Source organism: Pseudomonas sp. BGA-UO-ETr-WB11, from assembly GCF_059567785.1.
The window spans coordinates 583,819-608,891 of record NZ_JCAQOS010000005.1 but is presented as its reverse complement, the minus strand read 5'-3'; the positions used below and the strand labels follow the sequence as shown (position 1 = coordinate 608,891).

Annotated in this window: 26 protein-coding genes; 10 read left to right on the top strand and 16 right to left on the bottom strand. The window is 62.0% G+C overall.

The features are described from left to right. Positions 1–21: 21 nt before the first annotated feature. The 12 genes from pdxJ to rpoE all read right to left on the bottom strand — a co-directional run bounded on the left by pdxJ (position 22) and on the right by rpoE (position 10,427). Positions 22–768: a pyridoxine 5'-phosphate synthase gene (pdxJ, locus tag AC56DI_RS08240; RefSeq protein ID WP_496345717.1), complete on the bottom strand. Its 747-nt coding sequence runs from the start codon at positions 766–768 to the stop codon at positions 22–24. Beyond that, on the bottom strand, positions 761–1,474 hold the full coding sequence (gene recO / locus AC56DI_RS08235; protein WP_496345716.1) for a DNA repair protein RecO: 714 nt from the start codon (positions 1,472–1,474) through the stop codon (positions 761–763). The genes pdxJ and recO overlap by 8 nt, the downstream gene beginning before the upstream one ends. Before the next feature lie 8 nt (positions 1,475–1,482). Further along, positions 1,483–2,385 carry a GTPase Era gene (gene era / locus AC56DI_RS08230; protein ID WP_422588561.1) on the bottom strand — a complete coding sequence of 301 codons (903 nt, stop codon included), beginning with the start codon at positions 2,383–2,385 and terminating at the stop codon, positions 1,483–1,485. Next, positions 2,378–3,067, bottom strand: a complete 690-nt coding sequence (gene rnc, locus AC56DI_RS08225) for a ribonuclease III (protein ID WP_496345715.1) — start codon at positions 3,065–3,067, stop codon at positions 2,378–2,380. Before rnc ends, era begins: the two co-directional genes overlap by 8 nt. Beyond that, on the bottom strand, positions 3,064–3,441 hold the full coding sequence (locus AC56DI_RS08220) for a DUF4845 domain-containing protein (protein ID WP_496345714.1): 378 nt from the start codon (positions 3,439–3,441) through the stop codon (positions 3,064–3,066). Before AC56DI_RS08220 ends, rnc begins: the two co-directional genes overlap by 4 nt. A 90-nt stretch (positions 3,442–3,531) precedes the next feature. Next, positions 3,532–4,386, bottom strand: coding sequence for a signal peptidase I (lepB, locus tag AC56DI_RS08215; RefSeq protein ID WP_496345713.1), 855 nt, complete (start codon positions 4,384–4,386; stop codon positions 3,532–3,534). Between the two features lie 5 nt (positions 4,387–4,391). Beyond that, positions 4,392–6,191 carry a translation elongation factor 4 gene (lepA, locus tag AC56DI_RS08210; RefSeq protein ID WP_422588563.1) on the bottom strand — a complete coding sequence of 600 codons (1,800 nt, stop codon included), beginning with the start codon at positions 6,189–6,191 and terminating at the stop codon, positions 4,392–4,394. Positions 6,192–6,342: 151 nt separating this feature from the next. Then, positions 6,343–7,767, bottom strand: coding sequence for a DegQ family serine endoprotease (locus AC56DI_RS08205; protein ID WP_496345712.1), 1,425 nt, complete (start codon positions 7,765–7,767; stop codon positions 6,343–6,345). A 30-nt stretch (positions 7,768–7,797) separates the two neighbouring features. Further along, positions 7,798–8,259, bottom strand: coding sequence for a SoxR reducing system RseC family protein (locus AC56DI_RS08200; protein WP_496345711.1), 462 nt, complete (start codon positions 8,257–8,259; stop codon positions 7,798–7,800). Beyond that, positions 8,256–9,218, bottom strand: coding sequence for a MucB/RseB C-terminal domain-containing protein (locus tag AC56DI_RS08195; protein WP_496345710.1), 963 nt, complete (start codon positions 9,216–9,218; stop codon positions 8,256–8,258). The genes AC56DI_RS08200 and AC56DI_RS08195 overlap by 4 nt, the downstream gene beginning before the upstream one ends. An 8-nt stretch (positions 9,219–9,226) precedes the next feature. Then, entirely contained in the window at positions 9,227–9,814 is a 588-nt protein-coding gene (locus AC56DI_RS08190) for an RseA family anti-sigma factor (protein WP_496345709.1), read from the bottom strand. A 31-nt stretch (positions 9,815–9,845) separates the two neighbouring features. Next, positions 9,846–10,427, bottom strand: coding sequence for an RNA polymerase sigma factor RpoE/AlgU (rpoE, locus tag AC56DI_RS08185; protein ID WP_324518443.1), 582 nt, complete (start codon positions 10,425–10,427; stop codon positions 9,846–9,848). Between the two features lie 361 nt (positions 10,428–10,788). Here rpoE and nadB point away from each other — a divergent pair, with 361 nt between their 5' ends. Then, complete coding sequence (gene nadB / locus AC56DI_RS08180) at positions 10,789–12,405, top strand: L-aspartate oxidase (protein WP_496345708.1); 1,617 nt, start codon at positions 10,789–10,791, stop codon at positions 12,403–12,405. Here nadB and AC56DI_RS08175 read toward each other — a convergent pair. Together AC56DI_RS08175 and AC56DI_RS08170 are read right to left on the bottom strand one after the other, a co-directional pair. Next, on the bottom strand, positions 12,374–12,826 hold the full coding sequence (locus AC56DI_RS08175; RefSeq protein WP_496345707.1) for a protein YgfX: 453 nt from the start codon (positions 12,824–12,826) through the stop codon (positions 12,374–12,376). The genes nadB and AC56DI_RS08175 overlap by 32 nt on opposite strands. Further along, a complete protein-coding gene (locus AC56DI_RS08170) occupies positions 12,810–13,064 on the bottom strand; it encodes an FAD assembly factor SdhE (protein WP_324518447.1) in 255 nt (84 codons plus the stop codon). Before AC56DI_RS08170 ends, AC56DI_RS08175 begins: the two co-directional genes overlap by 17 nt. 119 nt (positions 13,065–13,183) lie before the next feature. Between AC56DI_RS08170 and ygfZ the strand changes: the two genes are divergently transcribed. After that, positions 13,184–14,140: a CAF17-like 4Fe-4S cluster assembly/insertion protein YgfZ gene (gene ygfZ, locus AC56DI_RS08165; RefSeq protein ID WP_496345706.1), complete on the top strand. Its 957-nt coding sequence runs from the start codon at positions 13,184–13,186 to the stop codon at positions 14,138–14,140. A gap of 57 nt (positions 14,141–14,197) precedes the next feature. Next, complete coding sequence (locus tag AC56DI_RS08160; RefSeq protein WP_496345705.1) at positions 14,198–15,034, top strand: HDOD domain-containing protein; 837 nt, start codon at positions 14,198–14,200, stop codon at positions 15,032–15,034. 3 nt (positions 15,035–15,037) lie between these two features. On the opposite strand, the gene ung is transcribed toward AC56DI_RS08160, so the two are convergent. Together ung and AC56DI_RS08150 are read right to left on the bottom strand one after the other, a co-directional pair. After that, positions 15,038–15,733 (bottom strand): uracil-DNA glycosylase, encoded by a 696-nt coding sequence (gene ung / locus AC56DI_RS08155; protein ID WP_496345704.1) that lies wholly within the window; start codon positions 15,731–15,733, stop codon positions 15,038–15,040. A 75-nt stretch (positions 15,734–15,808) separates the two neighbouring features. Beyond that, positions 15,809–16,690, bottom strand: coding sequence for an AraC family transcriptional regulator (locus AC56DI_RS08150; protein ID WP_496345703.1), 882 nt, complete (start codon positions 16,688–16,690; stop codon positions 15,809–15,811). A gap of 127 nt (positions 16,691–16,817) precedes the next feature. On the opposite strand from AC56DI_RS08150, the gene AC56DI_RS08145 reads away from it, so the two are divergent. The 7 genes from AC56DI_RS08145 to mmsB all read left to right on the top strand — a co-directional run bounded on the left by AC56DI_RS08145 (position 16,818) and on the right by mmsB (position 24,820). Further along, positions 16,818–18,311, top strand: coding sequence for a CoA-acylating methylmalonate-semialdehyde dehydrogenase (locus AC56DI_RS08145; RefSeq protein WP_496345702.1), 1,494 nt, complete (start codon positions 16,818–16,820; stop codon positions 18,309–18,311). Between the two features lie 108 nt (positions 18,312–18,419). Then, on the top strand, positions 18,420–19,667 hold the full coding sequence (locus AC56DI_RS08140; RefSeq protein ID WP_496345701.1) for an ABC transporter substrate-binding protein: 1,248 nt from the start codon (positions 18,420–18,422) through the stop codon (positions 19,665–19,667). Positions 19,668–19,673: 6 nt separating this feature from the next. Next, entirely contained in the window at positions 19,674–20,837 is a 1,164-nt protein-coding gene (locus tag AC56DI_RS08135) for an isobutyryl-CoA dehydrogenase (protein ID WP_324518460.1), read from the top strand. A 198-nt stretch (positions 20,838–21,035) separates the two neighbouring features. Continuing rightward, positions 21,036–21,854 carry an enoyl-CoA hydratase gene (locus AC56DI_RS08130; RefSeq protein WP_422588577.1) on the top strand — a complete coding sequence of 273 codons (819 nt, stop codon included), beginning with the start codon at positions 21,036–21,038 and terminating at the stop codon, positions 21,852–21,854. Positions 21,855–21,943: 89 nt separating this feature from the next. Continuing rightward, positions 21,944–23,068 carry an enoyl-CoA hydratase/isomerase DspII gene (gene dspII, locus AC56DI_RS08125; protein ID WP_496345700.1) on the top strand — a complete coding sequence of 375 codons (1,125 nt, stop codon included), beginning with the start codon at positions 21,944–21,946 and terminating at the stop codon, positions 23,066–23,068. Next, on the top strand, positions 23,061–23,897 hold the full coding sequence (locus tag AC56DI_RS08120; protein ID WP_496345699.1) for an isocitrate lyase/PEP mutase family protein: 837 nt from the start codon (positions 23,061–23,063) through the stop codon (positions 23,895–23,897). Before dspII ends, AC56DI_RS08120 begins: the two co-directional genes overlap by 8 nt. Positions 23,898–23,935: 38 nt before the next feature. Then, positions 23,936–24,820: a 3-hydroxyisobutyrate dehydrogenase gene (mmsB, locus tag AC56DI_RS08115; protein ID WP_496345698.1), complete on the top strand. Its 885-nt coding sequence runs from the start codon at positions 23,936–23,938 to the stop codon at positions 24,818–24,820. Positions 24,821–25,073 lie beyond the last annotated feature (253 nt).

The window sequence follows — 25,073 nt, the reverse complement described above, 5'->3', positions numbered from 1 at the left end:
TTGGCCTGCGTAGTCGCAGATTTAATGGCCCGGTGCGGCCGCCAGAATCAGCTGTTTCATCTCCGCCACGGCCGCCTTGAAGCCGACAAACAGGGCATGGGCCACCACCGCATGGCCGATGTTCAGCTCATTAATGCCGGCAATCGCCGCCACGGCTTCGACGTTGTGGTAATGCAGGCCATGGCCGGCATTGACGATCAAACCATGGGCCACGCCGCAAGCAACGCCGTCCCGAATGCGCGCCAGCTCACGGGCAGCGTCTTCCGGGCCCTCGGCGTCGGCATAGCGACCGGTGTGCAGTTCGATGGCCGGCGCGCCGACGCGTTTGGCCGCTTCGATCTGCAGCGGCTCGGCATCGATAAACAGCGACACTTCACAACCGATGCGCGCCAGCCGCTCGACCGCCGCACGAATCCGCGCTTCCTGGCCGGCTACATCTAGGCCGCCTTCGGTGGTCAGTTCCTGACGGGTTTCCGGCACCAGGCAAACGTGGGCCGGGCGAATGCTTTCGGCAAACGCCAGCATCTCTTCGGTCACGCCCATCTCGAAGTTCATCCGCGTCTGCAGCACCTCTTTCAGGACGCGAACATCGCGCTCCTGAATATGCCGGCGGTCTTCGCGCAGGTGCACGGTAATGCCATCGGCACCGGCCTCTTCGGCGTCCAGGGCGGCTTTGACCGGGTCAGGATAACGGGTGCCACGGGCCTGGCGCAGGGTGGCGACGTGATCGATGTTGATACCGAGCAGAATGCGAGGGGCGTCAGTCACGGGGAGAGTCCTTAAGGTTGATTCTGGGTGCAGAAAGAAACAGCTCGCGGCTGACCAGCGGCCGGCCGCCCAAATGGGGCGCCAAGGCCTGGCGCATCAGCCGTTTGGCCGCGGCCAGCGCGCCGGGCGCGGACCAGTCAGCCTGGGCCATGGCCAGCAGATCGGCGCCGTAAAAAACCCCGGGCTGCAGTTCAAAGACCGCTTCCAGGCCAGCATCGGGGCGCAGGCGGTAGAGCGTATCGGCCGTTACCGGCTGGCCGGAGAGGTCCTGATCGAGGGCGAAACCATAGCCCAGATCGTCCAGCAAACGCCACTCGAACGCCCGCAGCAGCGGCTCCAGCGGCCGGCCGGCGGCCAGCGCCAGCAGGGTCGCGGCATAGTGGTCAAAAACATCGGGGTGGGGATCTTCAGCGGGCAACAGGCGGATCAGCAACTCATTCAGGTACAGGCCACTGAACAACGCATCGCCGTGCAACAGATTGGGAATCCCGGCGCTTTCCAGGCGGCCAATGGTCTTGAGCTCACCGCGCCCGCGCAGCTCAATCTCCAACGGTACAAAGGCCCGCGCCAGGCTGCCAGCCTTGCCACGGGCGCCGCGCAACACTGCGCGCAAACGCCCTTGTGGGGTGAGCAGATCGACCAGCGCACTGCTCTCGCGGTAGGCGCGGCTGTGCAGTACGAAGGCCGGCTGCGCGAGGCTGGACATGCCGCGGCTTACAGGTCGCCGTAGCCCAGCGAGCGCAGGGCGCGCTCATCATCGGACCAGCCACCTTTGACCTTGACCCAGAGGTTGAGCATGACCTTGGAGTCGAACAGCACTTCCATGTCTTTGCGCGCTTCCATACCGATGCGCTTGATCCGCTCACCCTTGTCGCCAATGATGATTTTCTTCTGGCCGTCGCGCTCCACCAGGATCAAGGCGTGGATATGCAGGGTGCGGCCCTGCTGCTTGAACTCTTCGATCTCGACGGTGATCTGGTACGGCAGCTCGGCACCCAGCTGACGCATGATCTTCTCGCGCACCAGCTCGGCAGCCAAGAAGCGGCTGGAGCGGTCGGTGATTTGGTCTTCCGGGAAGAAGTGCTCGCTTTCCGGCAGGTTGTTCGCCACCTGCTGTTCCAGCGCCTCAAGGTTATGCCCGTGCTGGGCCGAAATCGGCACGATGATGGCGTTTGGCAACTGCTGCTGCAGCCATTCCAGGTGGGGCATCAACTCGGATTTGTCTTCGATGCGGTCGGTCTTGTTGATCGCCACGATGACCGGCCCTTGCACATACTGGATGCGCTCGAGAACCATCTGGTCTTCTTCGGTCCAGCGCGTGCGCTCGACCACGAAGATCACCACGTCGACGTCTTTCAACGCCGCCGAAGCGGTTTTGTTCATGTAACGGTTGAGGGCCTTCTCGCCGTTCTTGTGCAGCCCCGGAGTGTCCACATACACCGCCTGCACACTGCCTTCGGTTTTGATGCCGAGCATGTTGTGGCGAGTGGTCTGCGGCTTGCGCGAGGTGATGGCCAGCTTCTGACCGAGAATATGGTTGAGCAACGTGGACTTGCCCACGTTGGGACGGCCGACGATGGCAACATAGCCACAGCGTGTTGCGGTTGTATCAGTCATGGCCGTTCTCCACCCCCAGGGCAATCAAGGCAGCCGCCGCGGCAACCTGTTCGGCAATGCGGCGGCTGGCTCCCTGACCCCGGGTTTTATCATTCAAAAGGGCAACCTGGCACTCCACCAGAAAACTCCGGCAGTGCGGTTCACCCTGGATGTCCACCACCTCGTACAACGGCAGTTCGGACGCGCGCGACTGCAAGAATTCCTGCAGGCGGGTTTTCGGATCTTTGTTGGTGTCGACCAGGGTCAGACCTTCGATTTCATTGGTCAGCCAGGCCAGCACCCGCTCGCGGGCTGCGTCCATGCCGGTGTCCAGGTAGATGGCACCGATGAGGGCTTCGAGGGCATCGGCAAGAATCGATTCACGGCGAAAACCACCGCTTTTCAACTCGCCGGAACCCAGGCGCAAGTACTCACCCAGGTCAAAACCACGGGCCAGAATGGCCAAGGTTTCACCCTTGACCAAACGCGCGCGCAGACGGGACAGCTGACCTTCGCGGGCCTGAGGAAAGCGCTGAAACAGCGCCTCGCCGGCAACGAAGTTGAGAATGGCATCGCCGAGAAACTCCAGGCGTTCATTGTTACGCCCGGCGAAACTGCGGTGAGTCAGGGCCAGAATCATCAGCTCCTGGTCCTGGAAGGTGTAACCGAGCTGACGCTGCAAACGGTCTAAAGATGCACTCACGGCATGCGCACGCGAAATTCTTGGTCGAAACGTGCCACCAGGTCGAGGTTCTCGATCAGCCCTTCACGCTTCTCGTATTTCAGGTGCACGCGGAACTCGTTGTTGTCGATGGTCACCTTGAGGGCTTTTTCCATGTCCAGGTCGCGAATGCTGTTAACCGACATGCCTTTGCTGACGTAGGAATAGAACTCGCCCACGCTGCGTACTTCAGCCGCTTTGTCAGTTTCCACCGAGGTGATGATCTTTTTCATCGCCATATAGTCGAGGTAATGCGGCACCATCTTGAATACAGCACTGGCGAGGAAGGCAACCACGGCCAACAGCACCATCCAGCTCAGCATCGACATACCTTTCTGCGAACGCGTCAATGTCATGATCGATTTCACTCCAGATTATTGAATGCCCAAGGGGCAGGAAAACTATAGATGGCCCACGCTGCGCAAACAGCGCAAGCCAACGTTTGCTTAGTGGATCAGACCGACGCGGGCAAGGCTCGGCACATTGCGTAATTTCGGGTCGGCCCAGCTCAACCAGACGGCGAAGGCCTTGCCGACGATGTTCTGGTCCGGAACCATGCCCAGCAGTTCGCGCGGGATGTTCGGATCGTTCCAGAAACGGCTGTCGTTGGAGTTGTCGCGGTTGTCGCCCATCATGAAGTAGTGGCCTTGCGGCACCTGCCACTCTTGACCGGGCATCATGCGATAACGGCTCATTTCCTTGCGGATCTGGTGCTCAGCAGAGCCAAGCTTCTCTTCGTAGAGCATGGCGCTACCGAGGCTGCCCGGCTCTTCCGCGACGAACTGCTCGGCAACGGCCTGGCCGTTAATAAACAGGCGCTTGTCCTGGCTGTAACGCACGCTGTCGCCCGGCAGGCCCACTACGCGCTTGATGTAATTGACGTTTGGGTCGCTGGGGTAGCGAAACACCATGACGTCACCGCGCTGCGGATTGCCCACTTCGATGACCTTGCGGTCCAGCACCGGCAAGCGAATGCCATAGGCAAACTTGTTGACCAGGATAAAGTCGCCAACTTCCAGGGTTGGTTTCATCGAGCCCGACGGAATCTGAAACGGCTCGACCAGAAACGAACGCAGCACCAGCACGATGGCCAGTACCGGGAAGAACGACTTGCCGTATTCAACCAGCAACGGCTCCTTGTTCAACCGTTCCAGCACCGCCTGATCGGGTTCAGTGACCTGACCGGTGTAGGTGGCGATGGCCGTCTGCCGACGCGGGGCCAGCAGCAACAGATCAAGCAAGGCCAGTACGCCGCAAACGGCAACGGCGATGACCAGCAACAACGGGAAATTTAGCGACATAGTCTTCAGCTATCCAGTCTGAGCACTGCCAGGAAGGCTTCCTGTGGAATTTCCACGTTGCCGACCTGCTTCATGCGTTTTTTACCGGCCTTCTGCTTTTCCAGCAGTTTGCGTTTACGGCTGACGTCGCCGCCGTAGCACTTGGCCAACACGTTCTTCCTGAGCGCTTTTACTGTGGTCCGCGCAACAATCTGCCCACCGATGGCGGCCTGGATGGCCACATCGAACATCTGCCGCGGGATCAACTCTTTCATCTTCTCGGTCAACGCGCGACCTTTGTAGTGCGCGTTGTCACGGTGCACGATCAACGCCAAAGCATCGACCTTTTCACCGTTGATCAGCACATCCAGTTTGACCAGATTGGCCGACTGGTAGCGATCGAAGTGGTAATCCAGCGAAGCATAACCACGGCTGGTGGACTTCAGACGGTCGAAGAAGTCCAGCACTACTTCGTTCATCGGCAAGTCATAGGTCACCTGTACCTGAGAGCCGAGGAACAGCATGTCGTGCTGAATGCCGCGCTTCTCGATGCACAGGGTGATGACGTTGCCCAAGTGTTCCTGCGGTACGAGGATGTTGGCGCGCACGATCGGTTCGCGCATGTCCTCGATCGACGACAGATCCGGCAGCTTGGACGGGTTGTCGACGTAGATGGTCTCGCCGGTCTTGAGCAGCAGCTCGAAGATTACTGTCGGCGCGGTAGTGATCAGGTCCAGATCGTACTCGCGCTCCAGGCGCTCCTGGATGATCTCCATGTGCAGCATGCCGAGGAAGCCACAGCGGAAGCCAAAGCCCAAGGCGTCGGAGCTTTCTGGGGTGTACTGCAGGGACGAGTCGTTCAGCGTCAGCTTCTGCAGGGCTTCGCGGAAGTCTTCAAAATCGTCAGAGCTGACCGGAAACAGGCCGGCATACACCTGCGGCTGGATGCGTTTGAAGCCCGGCAGCACGTCAACATCGGGGGTCGAACTCAAGGTCAGGGTATCGCCCACTGGCGCACCATGAATGTCCTTGATGCCGGCGATAATAAAGCCCACTTCGCCGGCTTTCAGGTCGACGGTCGCGGTGTGCTTGGGGTTGAACACACCCACACTGTCCACCAGGTGGATCTTGCCGGTGGATTTCACCAGCACCTTGTCGCCCTTCTTGATCCGCCCTTGGCGCACGCGCACCAGAGAAACAACCCCCAGGTAGTTGTCGAACCAGGAGTCGATGATCAGCGCTTGCAGCGGTGCTTCGATGTCGCCGGTCGGCGCCGGAATAGTCTGCACCAGACGCTCGAGCACGTCGTCGACGCCCAGGCCGGTCTTGGCGCTGCAGGTCACGGCGTCGGTGGCATCGATACCAATGATCTTCTCGATCTCTTCCTTGACCCGGTCCGGATCAGCCTGGGGCAGGTCGATCTTGTTCAGCACCGGCATCACTTCGAGGCCCTGCTCGATGGCGGTGTAGCAGTTGGCTACCGATTGGGCTTCTACACCCTGACCGGCATCCACCACCAGCAGCGCGCCTTCACAGGCGGCCAGGGAGCGGCTGACTTCATAGGTGAAGTCGACGTGGCCTGGGGTATCAATGAAGTTCAGCTGGTAGGTAATGCCGTCTTTGGCCTTGTAGTACAAGGTGACGCTGTGGGCCTTGATGGTGATGCCGCGCTCACGCTCGAGGTCCATGGAGTCCAGGACCTGGGCTTCCATTTCGCGCTCGGCCAAGCCGCCACACATCTGGATAAAGCGGTCAGCCAGGGTCGACTTGCCGTGGTCAATGTGGGCGATGATGGAGAAATTGCGGATATGACTCAGGTCACTCACGGATCAGCACTCAAAAAGGCCGCAGGCAGACTGCCCGCCGAAAATAGCCGGGAAGTGTACCTGAAAGGCGCCCTGAGCGTCACGCCTGGGGCGTCAGCCGGTAGCAACGAAAAAGGGCGGCAAAAGCCGCCCTGTTCATCCGCCCGTCGGCTTATTCGGCCAATTTGAAGGTAATAAAGCTGGCCCGCCCGCCGCGCAGCACGCGCATCGAGACCGAACGATCCTTGGGCAGGGCCTTGGCGATGGCCGCAAAGGTCTTGCTGGTGTCGATGGCCTGATTATTCAGATGGGTGATCACATCACCGGGACGCACGCCCATCAGGGCCGCAGGACCATCCTGCACGTCTTTGACCAACACACCACTGGTTACATCCAGGGTTTTCTTCTGTTCAGCGGTCAACTCGACCACCGCCACGCCCAAACGGTTGCTGCTTACACCCTCACCCGGCGCCGCACTGGCCACCAGCTCTTCGTCATCATCTGGCAGGGCGCCAACCGTCATGGCCAGCATCTTGCGCTCGCCTTCACGCACGACATCCAACTCGGCCTTGTCGCCAGCCTTGAGGGCACCCACCAGATGGGGCAAGTCGGCGGACATCACGATTGGCTGACCGTTCAAGCTCAAAATCACATCACCGACCTGCAAACCACCCTTGGCTGCCGGGCCATCCTGCAACACCTGGGCAACCAGCGCGCCGGCCGGTTTCTCCAGCCCAAACGACTCGGCCAGATCCTTATTCACTTCTTGAATGACCACGCCTAGCCAGCCGCGACTGACCTTGCCAGACGCTTTCAGCTGAGTGGCCACATCCATGGCGACATCAATGGGAATCGCGAACGACAGGCCCATAAATCCACCCGAACGGGTAAAAATCTGCGAGTTGATACCAACCACTTCGCCGTCCAGGTTAAACAACGGGCCGCCAGAGTTACCGGGGTTGATGGCCACATCCGTCTGAATGAAGGGCACATAGCTCTCATTGGGCAAGCTGCGACCCTTGGCCGAAACAATGCCGGCGGTGGCCGAATGGTCAAAGCCAAACGGCGAACCGATGGCCAGCACCCACTCACCTACCTTCAAATCATCAGACTTGCCCAGTTTTAGAATGGGCAACCCCTTACCCTCGACCTTGAGCAAAGCCACGTCGGTGCGCGGGTCGGCACCAATCAGCTTGGCTTCCAGCTCACTGCGGTCCGACAGACGCACTATGATTTCATCAGCATCCGCCACCACGTGATTATTGGTCAGCACATAGCCGTCGGCAGAAATGATAAAGCCCGAGCCCAGCGACTGAGCCTCCCGTTGACGACCGCCGGGATTACGCGGCTGCTGCGGAATGCTGCGCTCGAAAAATTCGCGAAATTGCGGCGGCAAGCCTTCCAGATTGGGCATTTGCTGGCCGTTGGCGGCCATCGCGCGCTGTGGCACCTTCTGCCGGGTACTGATGTTCACCACGGCCGGCGAAGCAGCTTCTACCAGCCCGGTAAAGTCCGGCAACTGCGCATTGGCCACCAGCGCCTGACTCATCAGCAATACCGCCACCAGCGTGGCGCGATAGGTTTTGAATTTCAGCATTGCGTTAGAACCCCTGGTTAAAAACATCCATTACGGTGTAGAGCAAATCACCGAACCGAGCAACAGTGCCCGCACCACCACCGGCTGCAGGTTTGGATCATCGGCTACGCGCATACTGCGCCAGCGCACCAGCAAGCCCGCCGTCAACAACGCACCCAACCCGAGCAAAATACTCAACGGTTCACTCAGCCCAAGGCTTTGTGCGATAAAACCGCCGCCCAGCAACGCCAGCAGCGGCAACAGGTAAACCTGCACGGCGCTGCCCAGCAATAACTCTTCGCGCACGCCAATCACCACTTCATCACCAACCGCCAACTGCAGGTCAGTAAACGCCCGCACATTGCCGCGCTGACTACTGATGGCCAGCTTATCGAGCAAACCCTGACCACAGCCGGCATTGGCAGAACAACTGGAGCAGGTGCTTTTGCGCACGGTTTGCACCCATACAGCCCCCTCCTCCAACGCCACAACGCGGCCTGGTTCTTCAATCATTGCGCCGACTCCTGCGCAGGTCGCATCGCCAGCGCCACGCGCTCGGCAGTGCCAGGCGGAATTTCGCCGACCACCGTAACGGTAAATTCACCCGCCGCCGTCGGCATACGTTTGGACACTACCGCGGTAGGCCCTAGCTGGGTGCGGGTATCCACAACCGACTCGCCCTGCAGCGGCTCAATGAACACGGAAAACCGCGCCAACCCATCGCCAAACATCAACCATGTCACCACCGCCCCGGCGCCAGAGGCGCTGCGTTCGTGTGTTGCCAGCAAGTTAAAACCCGCTGGCAGCCAACTGGAATGCCAGTGATTGACGGTAACAAGCGCCGCGGGCGCCAACTTGATCGGCAAGCAGCTAACACTCGAGCGCAACGCTTGCTCGCTCAGCGGGGTAAGGGTGTCCAGCTGGGTAAATTGAAAGCGCTCCAACAACTGACCTTGTTCACTGAGCATCAGTGATTTGAGTGGCAAAGCAGTCAAACGATCCAGGTGCAGCTCGAAACCATAACGATGACGATCACGCGGCAGCATCAGCAGAACCACGGCGCTACGCCCCGCCACCCGCGATTCGCCGACAACGCGCAAATCGTAATGACCCACCAACTGCTCCGCTGCCAACTGGCGCAAGGCCGGCGGCACCACATCCGTCAATTGTTCAGCTGGCGCGCCGCTCACGCATTGCGGTCGGCCATTGATGCGCACAACTTCCTGGGCCGGGCCATCCAATTGCAGCAATCGCTCACGCACTTGGCCATTTGCCTCAACCCGATGCCAGATGCCATGGGTCGAAAAGCTGCCATTGCGCTCATAGGCAAAGGCGCCCTGGTAACTGTGCTGGCGCTCCGCAGCGGCCATTCGCTTCAGCCAGCCCGCCACATCCGCGGTGGCCTGCTGATCCGCCTGTACCGGCGCAACCAATCCAAACAGCAAGACGGCCAGAAGAGGAAAAACGCGCATAGAAGGACTCAGCGGCCTTCCATGCTCGCCGCACGGGCATACGGCAATGCGCTTTGCGTACCAATAAAGGCGGCCTGCTGGGCATGCTGACGAACATAGGCCGGCAGATGCTGTTGCTGCCAACGCTGTTGGGCATCAGTAGCGCCCTGACCTTGCGGCACCACAACACTGTTGGTCGTGTAGCCGGCCAGTACCGCAGGCCCCTGCAGAGGCCGCGCGTGCAGCAAGGGCAGAGCGTCGCGCTGGGCCAGTTGCGTAGTTGCCAGATCATCCTGATTGTACATACGCACCCCGGCCAACACGGCGACTGTCACCGACGCTGCCACGGCCAAACGCCCCAGCCCGCGCCACGGCAAGCGTGGTTGGCTGACAGCAGGCGCCGGCTCATCGGCCAAGGCAGCAGACACCGCTGCGGCCAGATCCAGGCGAGGCTCCAGCAACTCTTTATGCATGACCGCACGGGCCACCTGATAACGCGCCCACGTGGCCCGCACCTCACCTTCGCCACTGGCCGCCAGGACGCGGCGCAGTTCAAGCTCATCGGTTTCGTTATCCATCAGTGCGGACAGCGATTCCTGCAGGGCTTCACGACTCATGATGTTTCCTCTCTCGGCTTGCGCCGCGCTATCAGGCGTCCTGCAATAACGGCTGCAGGGCTTTATCAACGGCTTCACGGGCACGGAAGATCCGCGACCGTACAGTCCCGACCGGACACTGCATAACCGCCGCAATGTCCTCATAACTCAAACCGTCGAACTCGCGCAGGGTCAAGGCCGTGCGTAAATCCTCGGGCAGTGCGGCAATGGCACGATGCACAGTGGCCTCGATCTCATCCCGCAACATCAGGCGTTCAGGTGACTCAATGTCCTTGAGATCGTGATCGCCATCCATGAATTCGGCATCTTCTGCACTGATATCCGACTCTGGCGGACGCCGACCGCGCGCCACCAGATAGTTCTTCGCCGTGTTGATGGCGATACGGTACAGCCAGGTATAAAACTGGCTATCACCGCGAAAATTCGCCAAGGCCCGGTAGGCCTTGATAAAAGCTTCCTGAGCCACGTCCTGGGCTTCATGGGGGTCGCGCACAAACCGCACGATCAACCCGAGAATCTTGTGCTGGTATTTCAGCACCAACAGATCAAAAGCCCGCTTGTCTCCGCGCTGTACGCGCTCGACCAGCTGCTGATCCTCTTCCTGGGTTAGCATGAACACTCCTCGTTGTGCGTATGAGGGAGCACCGCATCAGCCAACCGCTCTGCCAAGATAGACTCGACGGTTGTGCAAAAGTTCTCCCCTCACGCAAGCTTCCTGCAGAATACCTTCGACTCCGCGTGACGCCGCTCAGCCTGACCCGTGTCAGACTGCGGCGACAATCTTATTGCAGTTGAGCAGAAATACGGAAAATCCGTTACAAGACAGCAGTGCATTCGAATGCCGTGGTCTGCGCGCGCCTATAGAAGCGCAATCCGGGGAAAAGTTCCCCACCCGCACAATCAGGCCGCAGGGTGCTACAGCGCACTCGACCCCATCTATATACTAGCCAGCGCTTTTTTTGCGGATATCGGACATGAGCCAACATTTTCAGCACGACGTTTTGGTGATCGGCAGTGGCGCCGCAGGCCTGACCCTGGCGCTCACCTTGCCGCCGCACCTGCGCATTGCCGTGCTGAGCAAGGGCTCGCTGGACAACGGCTCCACCTACTGGGCCCAGGGCGGTGTCGCCGCCGTACTGGACGATGCCGACACGGTCGAATCCCACGTCGAAGACACCTTGAATGCAGGCGGCGGCCTGTGCCGTGAGGATGCTGTGCGCTTCACCGTAGAGCACAGCCGTGAAGCCATCGACTGGCTGATCGAACAGGGCGTACCCTTTACCCGCGATGATGAGCACGCCCGGGAAGACGGCGGCTTCGAGTTTCATCTGACCCGCGAAGGCGGCCACAGCCATCGGCGCATCATCCATGCCGCCGACGCCACCGGCGCCGCGATCTTCAACACCCTGCTGGGCCAGGCCCGGCAACGATCGAACATCGAACTGCTGGAACAGCGCGTGGCGGTCGACCTGATCACCGAACGCAAGCTCGGCCTGCCAGGCCATCGCTGCCTCGGCGCCTACGTGCTCAATCGCGCCAGCGGTGAAGTGGACACCTACAGCGCCCGCTTCGTCGTGCTCGCCTGCGGCGGCGCGGCCAAGGTCTATCTGTACACCAGCAACCCCGACGGCGCCTGCGGCGACGGTATCGCCATGGCCTGGCGCGCCGGTTGCCGAGTGGGCAACCTGGAGTTCAACCAGTTCCACCCCACCTGCCTCTATCACCCACAAGCCAAGAGTTTCCTGGTGACCGAAGCCCTGCGTGGCGAAGGCGCACTGCTCAAACTGCCCAACGGCCAGCGCTTTATGCCGCGCTTCGACCCTCGTGCCGAACTGGCGCCGCGCGATATCGTCGCCCGCGCCATCGACCATGAGATGAAGCGCCTGGGGATCGACTGCGTATACCTGGATATCAGCCACAAGCCGGCCGAGTTCGTGAAGTCGCACTTCCCCACTGTTTACGAACGCTGCCTGACTTTCGGCATCGACATCACCCGCGAACCCATCCCGGTGGTGCCGGCGGCGCACTACACCTGCGGCGGCGTGGTCGTTGACCAGGCCGGGCACACCGACATTCCAGGCCTATATGCCATCGGCGAAACCAGCTTCACCGGCCTGCACGGCGCCAACCGTATGGCCAGCAACTCGCTACTGGAGTGCTTCGTCTACGCCCGCTCGGCAGCCGCCGACATCTGCGCGCAACTGGCCCAGGTCAAAATTCCCAGCACCCTGCCGGGCTGGGACGCCAGCCAAGTCACCGACTCCGACGAGGACGTGATCATTGCGCACAACTGGGACGAATTACGGCGTTTTATGTGGGACTACGTCGGCATCGTGCGCACCAATAAGCGCCTGCAGCGCGCCCAGCACCGGGTGCGTCTGTTGCTGGACGAAATTGACGAGTTCTACAGTAACTACAAGGTCAGCCGTGACCTGATCGAGTTGCGCAACCTAGCCCAGGTGGCCGAGTTGATCATCCGTTCAGCCATGCTTCGCCATGAAAGCCGTGGCCTGCATTACACCCTCGATTACCCCGAGCAACTGCCCGAGGCCCGCGACACTATTCTGGTGCCAGCCATCTACGCCGACTGAACTTCAGACGCACGCGCAAACGCCGATGCACCTCCCGCGCCAAACTATCGCGCGGGATGCACAGGCCGCGCACCCAGCGCTCGCCCGGCAAACGAACATGCAGCACCACCGCCCACGGCAGCGCCAGGCTGTCGGGGCGCAATTGCACCGCCTGCCAGCCCTGTGCGGCATTCCACAATTGCCAGCCAGCCGCATCGTGACGCAGAGCAGTAAAGGCTTGGGGGGAGGTCAGCAGAATGTGCCTGGGCAAGGTCCAGGCCGCGTGACAGAGAGCCAGCCCGCCGGCCAGCAGTTGCGCCCACACGGGGATGGCGGCCAGACTCACGGCCAGCAACGCCAAACCAAGGCACAACAGATAGAGCCACAGCAGCAGGCGCGAGGCCTGCCAGCGGCATTCGAAGGGCTTACTTGGGCTGGACACGATCCAGGATCATGTCGACGATGCGCTTCAGATCCGGGTCTTCCGGCACTTCACGCTGCATAAACCAGCCGAACATGTCCTGATCTTCGCAGGTCAGCAACTTGCGATAACGCTCCTGGTCGTCTTCTTCCAGCGTGGCGAACACCTCGCGCACGAAAGGCACCAGCAGCACATCCAATTCCAGCATGCCGCGGCGGCTGTGCCAGAACAGGCGGTTGAGTTCAGTCGTATCGACCATGGAGTCGCTCCTCGAAATAGAGCGCCATTATAGCGGGGCGCGGCGCTTGCCTGCACCCGCTGACAAGCCTGCGGCAGCACTCTATGATGACAACCCTGACTTTTGCCCAGCGATCAGTAATGACCGACCTCGTTTTCACCGACTCTGCCTTTTTCTGCCGCCTCAGCCACGAAGGCCTGCTGGCCGTACGCGGCCCGGACGCCAGCAAGTTCCTGCAAGGTCAACTGACCTGCAACCTCAACTACCTGAGTGCCGACACTGCCAGCCTGGGCGCGCGCTGCACCCCCAAGGGTCGCATGCTGTCGAGCTTTCGCATTGTTCAGCAAGGCGATGGTTACCTGCTGGCCATGGCCAGTGAGTTGCTCGACAGCCAACTGACCGACTTGCAGAAGTACGCCGCATTCAGCAAATCCAAGCTGAGCGACGAAAGCGCGCAATGGCTGCGCATCGGCCTGCAAGGCGGTGATGCCGTACTGACCAGCCTCGGCCTGAACCTGCCAGCCACGGCAGACAGCGTGATACACGTCGATAGCATGCTCGCCGTGCGCCTCAGCGATGGCCGTAGCGAACTCTGGGCACCCGCTGCCCAGGCCGAGGCTGTGCTCGCGACGCTGACCGCGCACCTGCGCGAAGCACCGCTCAACGATTGGCTGCTGGCCCAAGTACGCGCAGGCGTAGGCCAAGTGTTCGGCGCCAACCGCGAACAGCTGATCCCACAGATGATCAACCTGCAGGCCCTCGGCGGCGTCAGCTTCAAGAAGGGCTGCTACACCGGCCAGGAAATCGTCGCGCGCATGCAATACCTGGGTAAGCTCAAGCGCCGCTTGTACCGCCTGAGCCTGGTCGGCGACGCGGTGCCAGCCGTGGCAACGCCATTGTTCTCGCCAGTGCATGGCAGCAGCGTCGGCGATGTAGTGCTCGCAGCCCGCAGCAGCGACGGCATTGAGTTGCTGGCCGTGGTTCAGGAGGACGCCTTGCTGGATGGCCACCTGCACCTGGGCAGCCTGGAGGGCCCCGCCCTGCAACGCCTCGACCTACCCTATACTCTGGACGTTGACCGCGAAATTCAGCGCTAGAACCCTTTGGCCCGCACAGCAACCTGTACGGGCAACCGCCAGAACAAGAGAACCGAGATGAGCAAGCTTGCCGATAAAGTCCAACAGGAACTGATCCAGGCCATCGACAACGACGACCTGGTCCTGCCTACCCTGCCGGAAGTGGCCCTGAAAGTGCGCGAAGCCGCCGAAGACCCGAATATCGGCACGCCACAACTGAGCAAGGTGATCGGTAACGACGCGGCCCTTACCGCACGCATCATCAAGGTGGTGAATAGCCCGCTGCTGCGCACCAGCAAGGAAATCACCGACCTGTCCATGGCCATCAACCGCCTGGGCATCAACTACACCTGCAACCTGGCCACAGGCCTGGCCATGGAGCAGATGTTCCAGGCCACCTCGGACGTGGTCGACCACAAAATGCGTGAAGTGTGGAACAAAAGCACCGAAATCGCCGGCATCTGCCACGTACTGTGCAAACAGTTCACTCGCTTGCTGCCTGACCAGGCCACCCTCGCCGGCCTGGTGCACATGATTGGCGCCCTGCCGATCCTGACCTACGCCGAAGACCACAACGAGCTGCTGTCCGACTCCATCAGCCTCAACCATGTAATCGAGCAAATTCACCCGATCATCGGCGACAAGATCCTGCGCACTTGGGAGTTCCCCGAGCAGATCGCCATGATCCCCAGCCAGTACCTGGACTTCAGCCGCGACTCCGCCAAAGTCGACTATGTCGACATCGTTCAGGTCGCCACGCTGCAGAGCTACATCGGCACCGAACACCCCTACACCAAGCTGGACTGGAGCAAAATCCCCGCGTTCGCCAAGCTGGGCCTGGACCCGAACCAGGACATCAGCGAAGACGAAGACCTCAATGCCGCCATGGAAGCGGCCATGTGCATGCTGCAGTAAGGCTCACACCTGAGCGGGCAGGCGCCAGTCGATCGGCGTCTGCCCGTGCTGCAAGAGAAACTTGTTGGCTCGACTGAAGTGCCCATTGCCGATAAAACCGCGATGGGCCGACAGCGGCGACGGATGCACCGACTTCAGGATCAGGTGTTTGGTGGCGTCGATGAGCTTCTCCTTGGTCTGCGCATGGGCGCCCCAAAGAATGAACACCAGGTGTTCGCCGCGCTCGCTGGCCACCTCAATAATCCGATCCGTAAAGTGCTGCCAGCCGGCCTTGGCATGGGAGCCGGCGTTCGCCTGCTCCACGGTCAGCGACGTGTTGAGCAGCAACACACCCTGATCGGCCCAGGATTGCAGGCAACCGTGGGCGGGAATATCGATATTCAGGTCGCGCTTGAGCTCTTTGTAGATGTTCTGCAGCGACGGCGGCGTCGGCACTCCAGGCTGCACCGAGAAGCACAAGCCATGGGCCTGACCCGGCCCGTGATAGGGGTCCTGACCGATGATCACCACCTTCATCTGTGCCAGCGGGGTGGAATTCAGGGCATTGAAGATTAGCGGCCCCGGCGGAAAGATCACCTTACCCGCGGCCTTCTCCGCCCGCAGAAACTCCCCCAGTGCGCGCATATAAGGCTTGTCGAACTCATCGTGCAGCGCCGCCTTCCAGCTGGCTTCAAGTTTGACGTTAGCGGCGGCGTGCATGGCTGAGCCCTCGGGCAAAGAATGGAGGCGGCACGCTAGACAAGCCCCCTGGGCAAGTCAAGGCAAGTGCTCGCGTTAACCCTTGTGCAGCGCCCGGTAATGACTGGGCGCCATGCCCACCACCTGGCGAAACAACCGGGAAAAGTAATACATATCCTCATAGCCCAGTTGCTGCGCCACCTGGCCAATGCTCGCCGCGCCTTCGTCCAGCAGCCGGCAGGCATGGGCCATTTTTAGCTGGATAAAGTCCTGAATCGGCGCACGCCCGGTCAGTGCCCGGTAGGTCTTGGCGAAGTGAAAGCGCGACAGTTTGAACTGCGCCGCCAGTTGATCGAGCTGCAGGCTGCCGTGCAAATGGGCGCGCATCACCGCCTGCACCGCCTCAACATCAAGCACCCGCCCGGACTTCAAGGTGGCCCGCGCCGGCAGCACCGCCAGCCCGCTAAGCAAGCTCTGCAACTGCTGAGCAGCATGGATAAAGTGCGGCAGGCTCAGGCCCTGGCGACGCAGATTGAGCAGGCTGTCGAATTCCGCCAGCAGGCGCGGCTGCAGGCCAATCGAGAGAATCGGTGCAGTCCCCAGCGGGCGCAAAAACTCCGCCACCAACTCACCGGCAAAGTGCACCCAGTACAGGGTCCAAGGCCGTTGCGGATCAGCGCTGTAGGCGTGGGCAAGACCTTTTGGCAAGAGTAAGAGGTCGCCGCCACCAACCGCTAATCGTCCATCCCCAACGTCCAACCAACCGCCACCGGCACGGCAATAGATCAGCAGGTAATCGTCCGGTTGCGCCCGCTGCATCTGGTGGCCGTGGGCTTCGGGGTAAAAGCCCATGGCCAGCGGATAGCAGCCGCGGGTCAAGGCATGCGCAGCCAGGGTGCGGCGCAGGCGCGGCGGCGTGACAAAGCGCAAGCCATTAGCCGGCAGCGGCCAGTTGGAGGTTTGTACACGGCTGCTCATAAGGATTGCCTGTCACGTTCAATGCCAAGATCGTCCATCCATTGAGCAAGATCGTCAATCCACAACAGCGGCGACCCAGGCTATAAAAGTGCCATCAAGCCCGATCCACGGGCCACTGGAGCAGACGATGGCGAAGACAATCCTGCAACTGATCGATGGCGACTGGGTCGAAAGCCGCTCCCGCGAGCTGATCGAAGTGACCGACCCGGCCACCCAGCATGTGTTGGCCCTGGCACCGAAAGCCACCCACGAAGAGATCGAAGCCGCCATCGCCAGCGCCAAACAGGCCTTCCTCAGCTGGCGCGAGGTACCGGTGTCGGACCGTGCCCGGCTGATGCTGCGTTATCAGCACCTGCTCAAGGAGCACCACGACGAACTGGCAGAGATCCTTGCGGCGGAAACCGGCAAGACCTTCGCCGACGCCAAGGGCGATGTCTGGCGCGGTATTGAAGTGGTCGAACAGGCCGCCAATATCGCCAGTCTGATGATGGGCGAGACCATGGAGAACGTCGCTCGCGGCATCGACACCGCCAGTTGGATGCAACCATTGGGCGTATGCCTGGGCATCACCCCGTTCAACTTCCCGGCGATGATTCCGCTGTGGATGTTCCCGCTGGCCATCGCCGCCGGTAACACCTTTATCCTCAAGCCCTCGGAACAGGACCCGATGACCCCCAATCGCCTGGCCGAGCTGTTTATCGAAGCCGGCGCACCGAAAGGCGTGTTGCAGGTGCTGCACGGCGGTCGCGAACAGGTCGACGCCCTGCTCACCCATCCGGACATTCGCGCCATTTCCTTTGTCGGTTCGGTGCCCGTCGGCCAGCACATTTACCGCACCGGCAGCGCACAGATGAAGCGTGTGCAGGCCTTCGCCGGGGCCAAGAACCACATGGTGATCATGCCCGACGCCAACAAAGAGCAAGTGCTCAGCAACCTGGTGGGCGCCAGTTGCGGCGCCGCCGGCCAGCGCTGCATGGCCATCAGCGTGGCGGTGTTTGTCGGCGAATCGAAGCAATGGATACCCGAGCTGCAGGCGCAAATGGCCGAACTCAAGCCCGGCTACTGGAACGACCCGGCTGCCGCCTACGGTCCGCTGATCAGCCAGCAGGCCAAACAGCGCGTGCTACGCCTGATCGCCGAGGGTAAGGCCGAAGGGGCCGAGTGCCTGCTGGATGGCTCCCACTGCACGGTGCCCGGCTACCCGGACGGCAACTGGCTGGGGCCCACCCTGTTTCGCGGCGTTACCCAGAAAATGGCCCTGTACCGCGAAGAAATCTTCGGCCCGGTGCTGGTGTGCATGGAGGTCGACAACCTTGAGCAGGCGATCCAACTGGTTAACGCCAGCCCCTACGGCAACGGCACCTCGATCTTCACCCGCTCGGGTGGCGCGGCGCGCCAGTACCAGCATGAGGTGGAAGTCGGCCAGGTCGGCATCAACGTGCCGGTGCCGGTGCCCCTGCCGTTTTTCTCCTTCACAGGCTGGAAAGGCTCGTTCTATGGCGACCTGCACGCCTACGGTAAACAGGGTGTGCGCTTCTACAGCGAAACCAAAACCGTCACCAGCCGCTGGTTTGATGAAGACAGTGTCGCCGGGCCGAACATGACCATTCAGTTAAAGTGAGAACCTGTTGGCCGCGGCAAAGTGTCGCTTTAGACCAAATGGGGATACCTCCGAGCCATGTCCCAACGTCACAGTCACGCTGGGACAATTCGCTTATGGAGGACTGCAATGCAACGACTGACTGCCACCCTGGCCCTGTGGGCCGGACTTACCGCCTGTGCGCAGGCCGCCGAGCCAATCACCCTCGGCCTCAACTACCCGCGCACCGGCAGCTATAAGGAGGAAGGCGTGGCGCAAATGCGTGGAGCCCTGCTGGCCATTGAAGAACTCAACGCCGATGGCGGCGTGCTCGGCCGGCCGCTGCGCCTGTCCAGCTTGGACACCGCTTCGCGTCCGGAAAAAGCCGTGCGCAATGTCGACAAACTGGCCGACGAAGGTGCGGTCATGCTGTTTGGCGGCGCCTCCAGCGCCGTGGCGATTGCCGCCGGCAAGCGCGCCAAGGAACGCGGTCTGTTGTATTTCGGTACCCTCACCTACTCCAACGACACCACCGGCAAAGACGGCCACCGCTATATGTTCCGCGAGTGCAACAGCGCCTGGATGAGCGCCCGCGCGCTCGGTCAGGAGCTGACCAAGAGCCTGCCGGGCAAACGCTACTTCTATGTCACCGCCGACTACACCTGGGGCACCACCAGTGAAAGCTCCCTGCGCGAAACCACCGGCACCCAGGATGCCAACCAGCATCCGGGCCTCAAAGTGCCCTTCCCCGGCGCACGCTTGAGTGACTACCGCAATGCCCTCAAACAGGCGGCGGCCAGCCAGGCCGAGGTTCTGGTCCTGGTCCTGTTCGGCGAGGATCTGGTGCATGCCATGGGCATCGTCGACCAACTGGGGCTGAACAAGCGCATGCAAATCGTTGCACCCAACCTGACCCAGAGCATCGTCGAACAGGCCGGCCCAACCCTGATGCAAGGCGTGATCGGCACCGAACCCTGGACCTGGCAAGTGCCGGAGCGCGAAGGCTCCGAGCGTGGCAAGGCGTTCGTCAACGCGTTCAGCCAGCACTACGGCGTCTACCCGTCCAGCTCGGCGGCCTCGGCCTACAGCATCGTTCAGCAATGGGCGGATGCAGCAAGACGCAGCAAGAGCCTGGACAGCGAAGCGCTGATCAAGGCACTGGAAGGACACCGCTACAGTTTGCTTAAGGGCGAGCAGCAATGGCGCGCCTTCGATCACCAGAACGTGCAAAGTGTCTACGTGGTCAAAGTTAAGCCACGGGATCAGGTCATGAAGGGCGCCCAGCGCCAGGACTACTTTGACATCATCCACCAACTGGATGGCCAGCACGCTGCCCCCAGCCTTGCCGAATGGCAAGCGGAGCGCCGGGCAACGGACCAACCCACAACCCTGCAATGAGGACCTATGGATTTTGACCTGAGCGAAGAACAACGCCTGCTGGTGGACAGCGCTCGCGCATTTGCTGCCCACGAGCTGAGCCCCCACGCCGCCGACTGGGACCGGGATCATCACTTCCCCACGGACGTGATCCGCCGCGCCGCCGAACAGGGCTACCTGGCCCTGTACCTGCCCGAAGCCGACGGCGGCCTGGGCCTGTCGCGGCTGTCGGCCTCGTTGATCTTCGAACAGTTGTCGGCCGGGTGCGTGGCCACCACCGCATTCCTGACCATCCATAACATGGCCAGCTGGATGCTCGCCTCGTTCGCCGACCAGGCCTTGAAGGACCAGTGGCTGCCGCGCCTGACCAGCGGCGAGCTGCTGGCGTCCTACTGCCTGACCGAGCCGGACGCCGGCTCCGACGCCGCCCACCTGCGCACCCGTGCCCGCCGCGAAGGCGACGAGTACGTACTGGATGGCAGCAAGTGCTTTATCTCCGGCGCCGGTTCCACCGAGGTGCTGATCGTCATGGCCCGTACCGGGGTAGACGGCGCCAAAGGCATCTCCTGTTTTCTGGTACCGGGCGACGCCGAAGGGGTCAGCTACGGGCGCAATGAGCTGAAAATGGGCTGGCGCGCCCAGCCGACCCGCTCGATCACGTTCAGCGGCGTGCGCATTCCCGCCGGCAACCGCATCGGCCCGGAAGGTCAGGGCTTCGTCTACGCTATGAAGGGGCTGGATGGCGGGCGCCTGAACATCGCCAGCTGTTCCTTGGGTGCGGCGCAGGCGGCGCTGGAGCAGTCGCTGCGATACGTCGAGGAACGCAAGCAGTTCGGCAAGCCGCTGGCCGAGTTTCAGGCCCTGCAGTTCAAGCTGGCCGACATGCTCACCGCCCTCACCGCCAGCCGGCAGATGGTCCGCCTGGCCGCCCACAAGCTCGACCACCAGCACCCGGAAGCCAGCCTCTACTGCGCCATGGGCAAGCGCTTTGCCACCGACCAGTGCTTCGAGCTGTGCAACGAGGCCCTGCAACTGCACGGCGGCTACGGTTATCTAAACGACTATCCGCTGGAGCGCTGGGTGCGCGACAGCCGCGTGCACCAGATCCTCGAAGGCACCAACGAAATCATGCGCGTGATCATCGCGCGGCGCCTGCTGGAACAAGGTGGCATGCTTGATCAACTGCTGTAGTTTTTAAGGCTATGTACCCGTTAGCTGTTACAGCGCTAGCGTTGCGCCGTAGGAGCGGCTTCAGCCGCGAATTTCGCGGATAAATCCGCTCCTACAGAAGCTCAATCGCGCCTTCAACACGTAACGTGGACAGAGCCATTTTTAAACCCTCTCGCCTCTGCAGGGGCGAGAAGCGTGTAATCGAGACGAGGACGCATCATGAGCAATGCCCTGGAAGCTTACCAAAGCCATGCTTTCGATCTGACCCACAAGCTGACCGTGGAAAAACACGGCCACACGGCGCTGGTCACTATCAACAACCCACCGGCCAACACCTGGGACCGCGACTCGCTGATCGGCCTCAAGCAGCTGGTCGAGCACCTCAACCGTGACAATGACATCTATGCCCTGGTGATCACCGGTCAGGGGCCGAAGTTCTTCAGCGCCGGCGCTGACCTCAAGCTGTTCGCCGACGGCGACAAGGCCCGCGCCCGCGAACTGGCTCGCCGCTTCGGCGAAGCCTTCGAGGCCCTGCGCGATTTCCGCGGCGTGTCGATTGCCGCGATCAACGGCTACGCCATGGGTGGCGGTCTGGAATGCGCCCTGGCCTGCGACATCCGCATCGCCGAGCGCCAGGTACAACTGGCCCTGCCGGAAGCCGCAGTGGGCCTGCTGCCCTGTGCCGGTGGCACCCAGCACCTGAGTTGGCTGGTCGGCGAAGGCTGGGCCAAGCGCATGATCCTCTGTGGCGAGCGGGTGGATGCGGAAACGGCCCTGCGCATCGGCCTGGTCGAACAGGTGGTGGACAGCGGCGAGGCCCGTGGCACCGCCCTGCTGCTGGCGGCCAAGGTGGCACGGCAGAGCCCGGTGGCGGTACGCACCATCAAGCCGCTGATCCAGGGCGCCCGTGAACGCGCCCCGAGCACCTGGCTGGCTGCCGAGCGCGAAGGCTTTGTCGACCTGTTCGACGCCGACGACACCCGCGAAGGGGTCAACGCCTTCCTGGAAAAACGCGAGCCACAGTGGCGCAATAAGTGATCCATAGGGTGGATGTCGCTTTTCACATCCACCAGAAACCGCATGCGGTGGATGGATAAAACGCCATCCACCCTACGATGGAACCACCCATGAACCTGCACTTTGAAGAGCGCCACGCCCAGCACGGTTACCGTATCGGCATCGCCAGCCTGGATGCCGAGAAGAGCCTGAACGCCCTGTCCCTGCCAATGATCGAAGCCCTGGCCGGCAAACTGGCGGCCTGGGCCGACGACCCGAGCATCGCTTGCGTGCTGCTACGCGGCAACGGCCCCAAGGCCTTCTGCGCCGGCGGCGATGTACTGCAACTGGTGCAGGCCTGTCGGGAGCAACCTGGGCAGATTCCTGAGTTGGCCCGGCGCTTCTTCGCCGATGAATACCGCCTCGACTACCGCATCCATACCTACCCGAAACCGCTGATCTGCTGGGCCCACGGTTATGTCATGGGCGGCGGCATGGGCCTGATGCAAGGCGCATCGATCCGCATCGTCACGCCGTCCAGCCGCCTGTCCATGCCAGAAATCAGTATCGGTCTGTTCCCCGATGTCGGCGGCAGCTGGTTTCTCGCCCGCCTGCCGGGCAAGCTCGGCCTGTTTCTCGGCCTGACCGGCGCACAGGTCAACGCCCGCGATGCCTTGGACCTTAACCTGGCTGACCGCTGCCTCGGCGACGACCAACAAGCCGCCCTGCTCAGCGGCCTGGAACAACTGAACTGGCAGGAACAATCGGCGCTGCAACTCAACAGCCTGCTCAAAGCCCTGGAGCACGAAGCCCGCGCGCAGCTGCCGGCGGCGCAATGGCTGCCGCGCCGGGAGCAGCTCGACAGTTTGTTAGATGTCGCCGACCTGCCCGCCGCTTGGCGCGCCATCAGCCAGCTACAGAACGACCAGGACCCACTGCTGGCCCGCGCCGGCCGTACCCTCAGCGAAGGCTGCCCGCTGACCGCACACCTGGTCTGGGAGCAGATCCGCCGCGCCAAGCAGCTGTCCCTGGCCGAGGTGTTCCGCATGGAATACGCCATGAGCCTGAACTGCTGCCGCCACCCGGAGTTTCCCGAAGGTGTGCGCGCCCGCCTGATCGACAAGGACAACCAGCCCCACTGGCATTGGCCCGAGGTCAGCGGCATCTCCGCCGCCGAGATCGCCGCCCACTTCCAGCCAGCCTGGGACGGCGAGCATCCGCTGGCGGATTTATCCCAGGTAGTCCCGCATGCCTAGCCAGCTAGAACGCGCCCTAGCCTTCCACGCCCTACACCAGCGCCCTGGCTGTTTCGTCATCCCCAACCCCTGGGATGCCGGTTCGGCTAAGGCGCTGGCCGCTCTCGGCTTCGAGGCACTGGCCACCACCAGCGCGGGCCTGGCCTTCAGCCTGGGCCGTGCCGATGGCGAAGGTTTAATTAGTCGCGAGGAAACCCTGGCCAACGCCCAAACGATCGTCGGCGCGACGCTGTTGCCTGTCGCTGCGGACTTGGAAAATGGTTTCGCTGACAGCCCGCAAGAGTGCGCCAAAACCATCCACCTAGCAGCCCTGACCGGCCTCGTCGGCGGATCAATTGAAGATGCCAGCGGTGTGTTGGAACAGCCGATCTATCCGTTTGAGCAGGCAGTGGAACGCATCCAGGCCGCCGCCAGCGCCGCCCGCAGCCTGCCATTCCCCTTCATGCTCTGCGCTCGAGCGGAGAACTTTCTCCATGGGCGCCCCGACTTGACCGACACCATCCGCCGCCTGCAGGCCTATGCCGAAGCCGGCGCAGATGTGCTCTACGCGCCAGGCCTGCGCAGCCGCGAAGAGATCGCCGCAGTCGTGCGTGCCGTGGCACCCAAACCCGTCAACGTGGTGATGGGCCTGGATTCGCTCACGCTCACCGTCGCCGAGTTGGCGGAGCTGGGCGTCAAACGCATCAGCCTGGGATCATCCCTGGCCCGTGCAGCCTTCGGCGCATTCCTGCGCGCGGCGGAGGAGGTACAGCTGCACGGCAGCTTCGATTTTGCCAAACAGGCAGCACCTTTCGCTCGCATCAACCAACTGCTCGGCACAGCACATTGAGCTAGATCCGCGCACATCTATCTGGCAGGAGCATAACAATGACAACAATCGCTTTTATCGGCCTTGGCCATATGGGCCTGCCCATGGCCCGCAACCTGCTCAACGCCGGCCACAGCCTCAGCGTGTTCGACCTGGTGGCCAGCGCCGTGGATGAGCTGGCCGCGCAGGGCGCCCGCGCCGCCAGCAGCGCCGCAGATGCCGTCAGCGCTGCCGAGGTGGTGATCAGCATGCTGCCGGCCAGTCGCCATGTAGAAGGGTTGTACCTGGGTGATGCCGGCCTGCTCAGCGTCATCGCGCCCGGCAGTCTAGTACTGGAATGCTCGACCATCGCCCCGGAGGCGGCGCGCAAGGTGCATCAGGCGGCCGCCGCGCGCGGCATTGCCCTGCTCGATGCGCCCGTATCCGGCGGCACCGCCGGCGCGGCGGCCGGCACCCTGACCTTTATGGTCGGCGGCGATGCCGCCACCCTCGAGCGTGCCCGGCCGATCCTCGCCGGCATGGGCAAGAACATCTTCCACGCCGGCCCCGAAGGCGCCGGGCAAGTGGCCAAGGTGTGCAACAACCAGCTGCTGGCCGTGCACATGATCGGCACCGCCGAAGCCATGGCCCTGGGCGTCGCCAACGGCCTGGACCCGGCAACCCTGGCCGAGATCATGCGCCAGAGTTCGGGCGGCAACTGGTCACTGGAGAAGTACAACCCCTGGCCCGGCGTGATGCCCAACGCGCCAGCCTCAAAAGACTACCGCGATGGCTTTGCCGCCGAGTTGATGGCCAAGGATCTGGGCCTGGCCCAGGAAGCGGCGCAAACCACCGCCAGCAGCACGCCCATGGGCGCCCTGGCCTTGCAGCTGTATCGCCTGCTGCTGAAACAGGGCCAGGGCAAGCTGGACTTTTCGGCGGTGCAGAAGCTGTTTGTCGAATAACGCCCGGCACTATGGGTGGAAAGAGGCTGGACCGTAGGTTGGGTTGAGGGGCGCAGCCCAGAAGCCCAACACCAATCGAGGGCGAAGTGTTGGGCTTCGCTACGCTCAACCGCAACCTACCGCGGCCGACCTTGGCCAGCCGCCATCAACACCCACGCAGTGCCTCGAAACGGGCACCGACGACGGGTTTGAGTTCCGTAGCCCGGATGCAATCCGGGATAACGCGAGCCAGGGTAGTCCCCGGATTTCATCC

What these genes read in the sequence shown, in the direction of transcription:
- recO (WP_496345716.1), bottom strand. Translation starts at nt 1,474, where the DNA reads ATGTCCAGCCTCGCGCAGCCGGCCTTCGTACTGCACAGCCGCGCCTAC.
- era (WP_422588561.1), bottom strand. Translation starts at nt 2,385, where the DNA reads ATGACTGATACAACCGCAACACGCTGTGGCTATGTTGCCATCGTCGGC.
- AC56DI_RS08220 (WP_496345714.1), bottom strand. Translation starts at nt 3,441, where the DNA reads ATGACATTGACGCGTTCGCAGAAAGGTATGTCGATGCTGAGCTGGATG.
- lepB (WP_496345713.1), bottom strand. Translation starts at nt 4,386, where the DNA reads ATGTCGCTAAATTTCCCGTTGTTGCTGGTCATCGCCGTTGCCGTTTGC.
- AC56DI_RS08205 (WP_496345712.1), bottom strand. Translation starts at nt 7,767, where the DNA reads ATGCTGAAATTCAAAACCTATCGCGCCACGCTGGTGGCGGTATTGCTG.
- AC56DI_RS08200 (WP_496345711.1), bottom strand. Translation starts at nt 8,259, where the DNA reads ATGATTGAAGAACCAGGCCGCGTTGTGGCGTTGGAGGAGGGGGCTGTA.
- AC56DI_RS08195 (WP_496345710.1), bottom strand. Translation starts at nt 9,218, where the DNA reads ATGCGCGTTTTTCCTCTTCTGGCCGTCTTGCTGTTTGGATTGGTTGCG.
- AC56DI_RS08190 (WP_496345709.1), bottom strand. Translation starts at nt 9,814, where the DNA reads ATGAGTCGTGAAGCCCTGCAGGAATCGCTGTCCGCACTGATGGATAAC.
- rpoE (WP_324518443.1), bottom strand. Translation starts at nt 10,427, where the DNA reads ATGCTAACCCAGGAAGAGGATCAGCAGCTGGTCGAGCGCGTACAGCGC.
- nadB (WP_496345708.1), top strand. Translation starts at nt 10,789, where the DNA reads ATGAGCCAACATTTTCAGCACGACGTTTTGGTGATCGGCAGTGGCGCC.
- AC56DI_RS08170 (WP_324518447.1), bottom strand. Translation starts at nt 13,064, where the DNA reads ATGGTCGATACGACTGAACTCAACCGCCTGTTCTGGCACAGCCGCCGC.
- ygfZ (WP_496345706.1), top strand. Translation starts at nt 13,184, where the DNA reads ATGACCGACCTCGTTTTCACCGACTCTGCCTTTTTCTGCCGCCTCAGC.
- AC56DI_RS08160 (WP_496345705.1), top strand. Translation starts at nt 14,198, where the DNA reads ATGAGCAAGCTTGCCGATAAAGTCCAACAGGAACTGATCCAGGCCATC.
- ung (WP_496345704.1), bottom strand. Translation starts at nt 15,733, where the DNA reads ATGCACGCCGCCGCTAACGTCAAACTTGAAGCCAGCTGGAAGGCGGCG.
- AC56DI_RS08150 (WP_496345703.1), bottom strand. Translation starts at nt 16,690, where the DNA reads ATGAGCAGCCGTGTACAAACCTCCAACTGGCCGCTGCCGGCTAATGGC.
- AC56DI_RS08145 (WP_496345702.1), top strand. Translation starts at nt 16,818, where the DNA reads ATGGCGAAGACAATCCTGCAACTGATCGATGGCGACTGGGTCGAAAGC.
- AC56DI_RS08140 (WP_496345701.1), top strand. Translation starts at nt 18,420, where the DNA reads ATGCAACGACTGACTGCCACCCTGGCCCTGTGGGCCGGACTTACCGCC.
- AC56DI_RS08135 (WP_324518460.1), top strand. Translation starts at nt 19,674, where the DNA reads ATGGATTTTGACCTGAGCGAAGAACAACGCCTGCTGGTGGACAGCGCT.
- AC56DI_RS08130 (WP_422588577.1), top strand. Translation starts at nt 21,036, where the DNA reads ATGAGCAATGCCCTGGAAGCTTACCAAAGCCATGCTTTCGATCTGACC.
- dspII (WP_496345700.1), top strand. Translation starts at nt 21,944, where the DNA reads ATGAACCTGCACTTTGAAGAGCGCCACGCCCAGCACGGTTACCGTATC.
- AC56DI_RS08120 (WP_496345699.1), top strand. Translation starts at nt 23,061, where the DNA reads ATGCCTAGCCAGCTAGAACGCGCCCTAGCCTTCCACGCCCTACACCAG.
- mmsB (WP_496345698.1), top strand. Translation starts at nt 23,936, where the DNA reads ATGACAACAATCGCTTTTATCGGCCTTGGCCATATGGGCCTGCCCATG.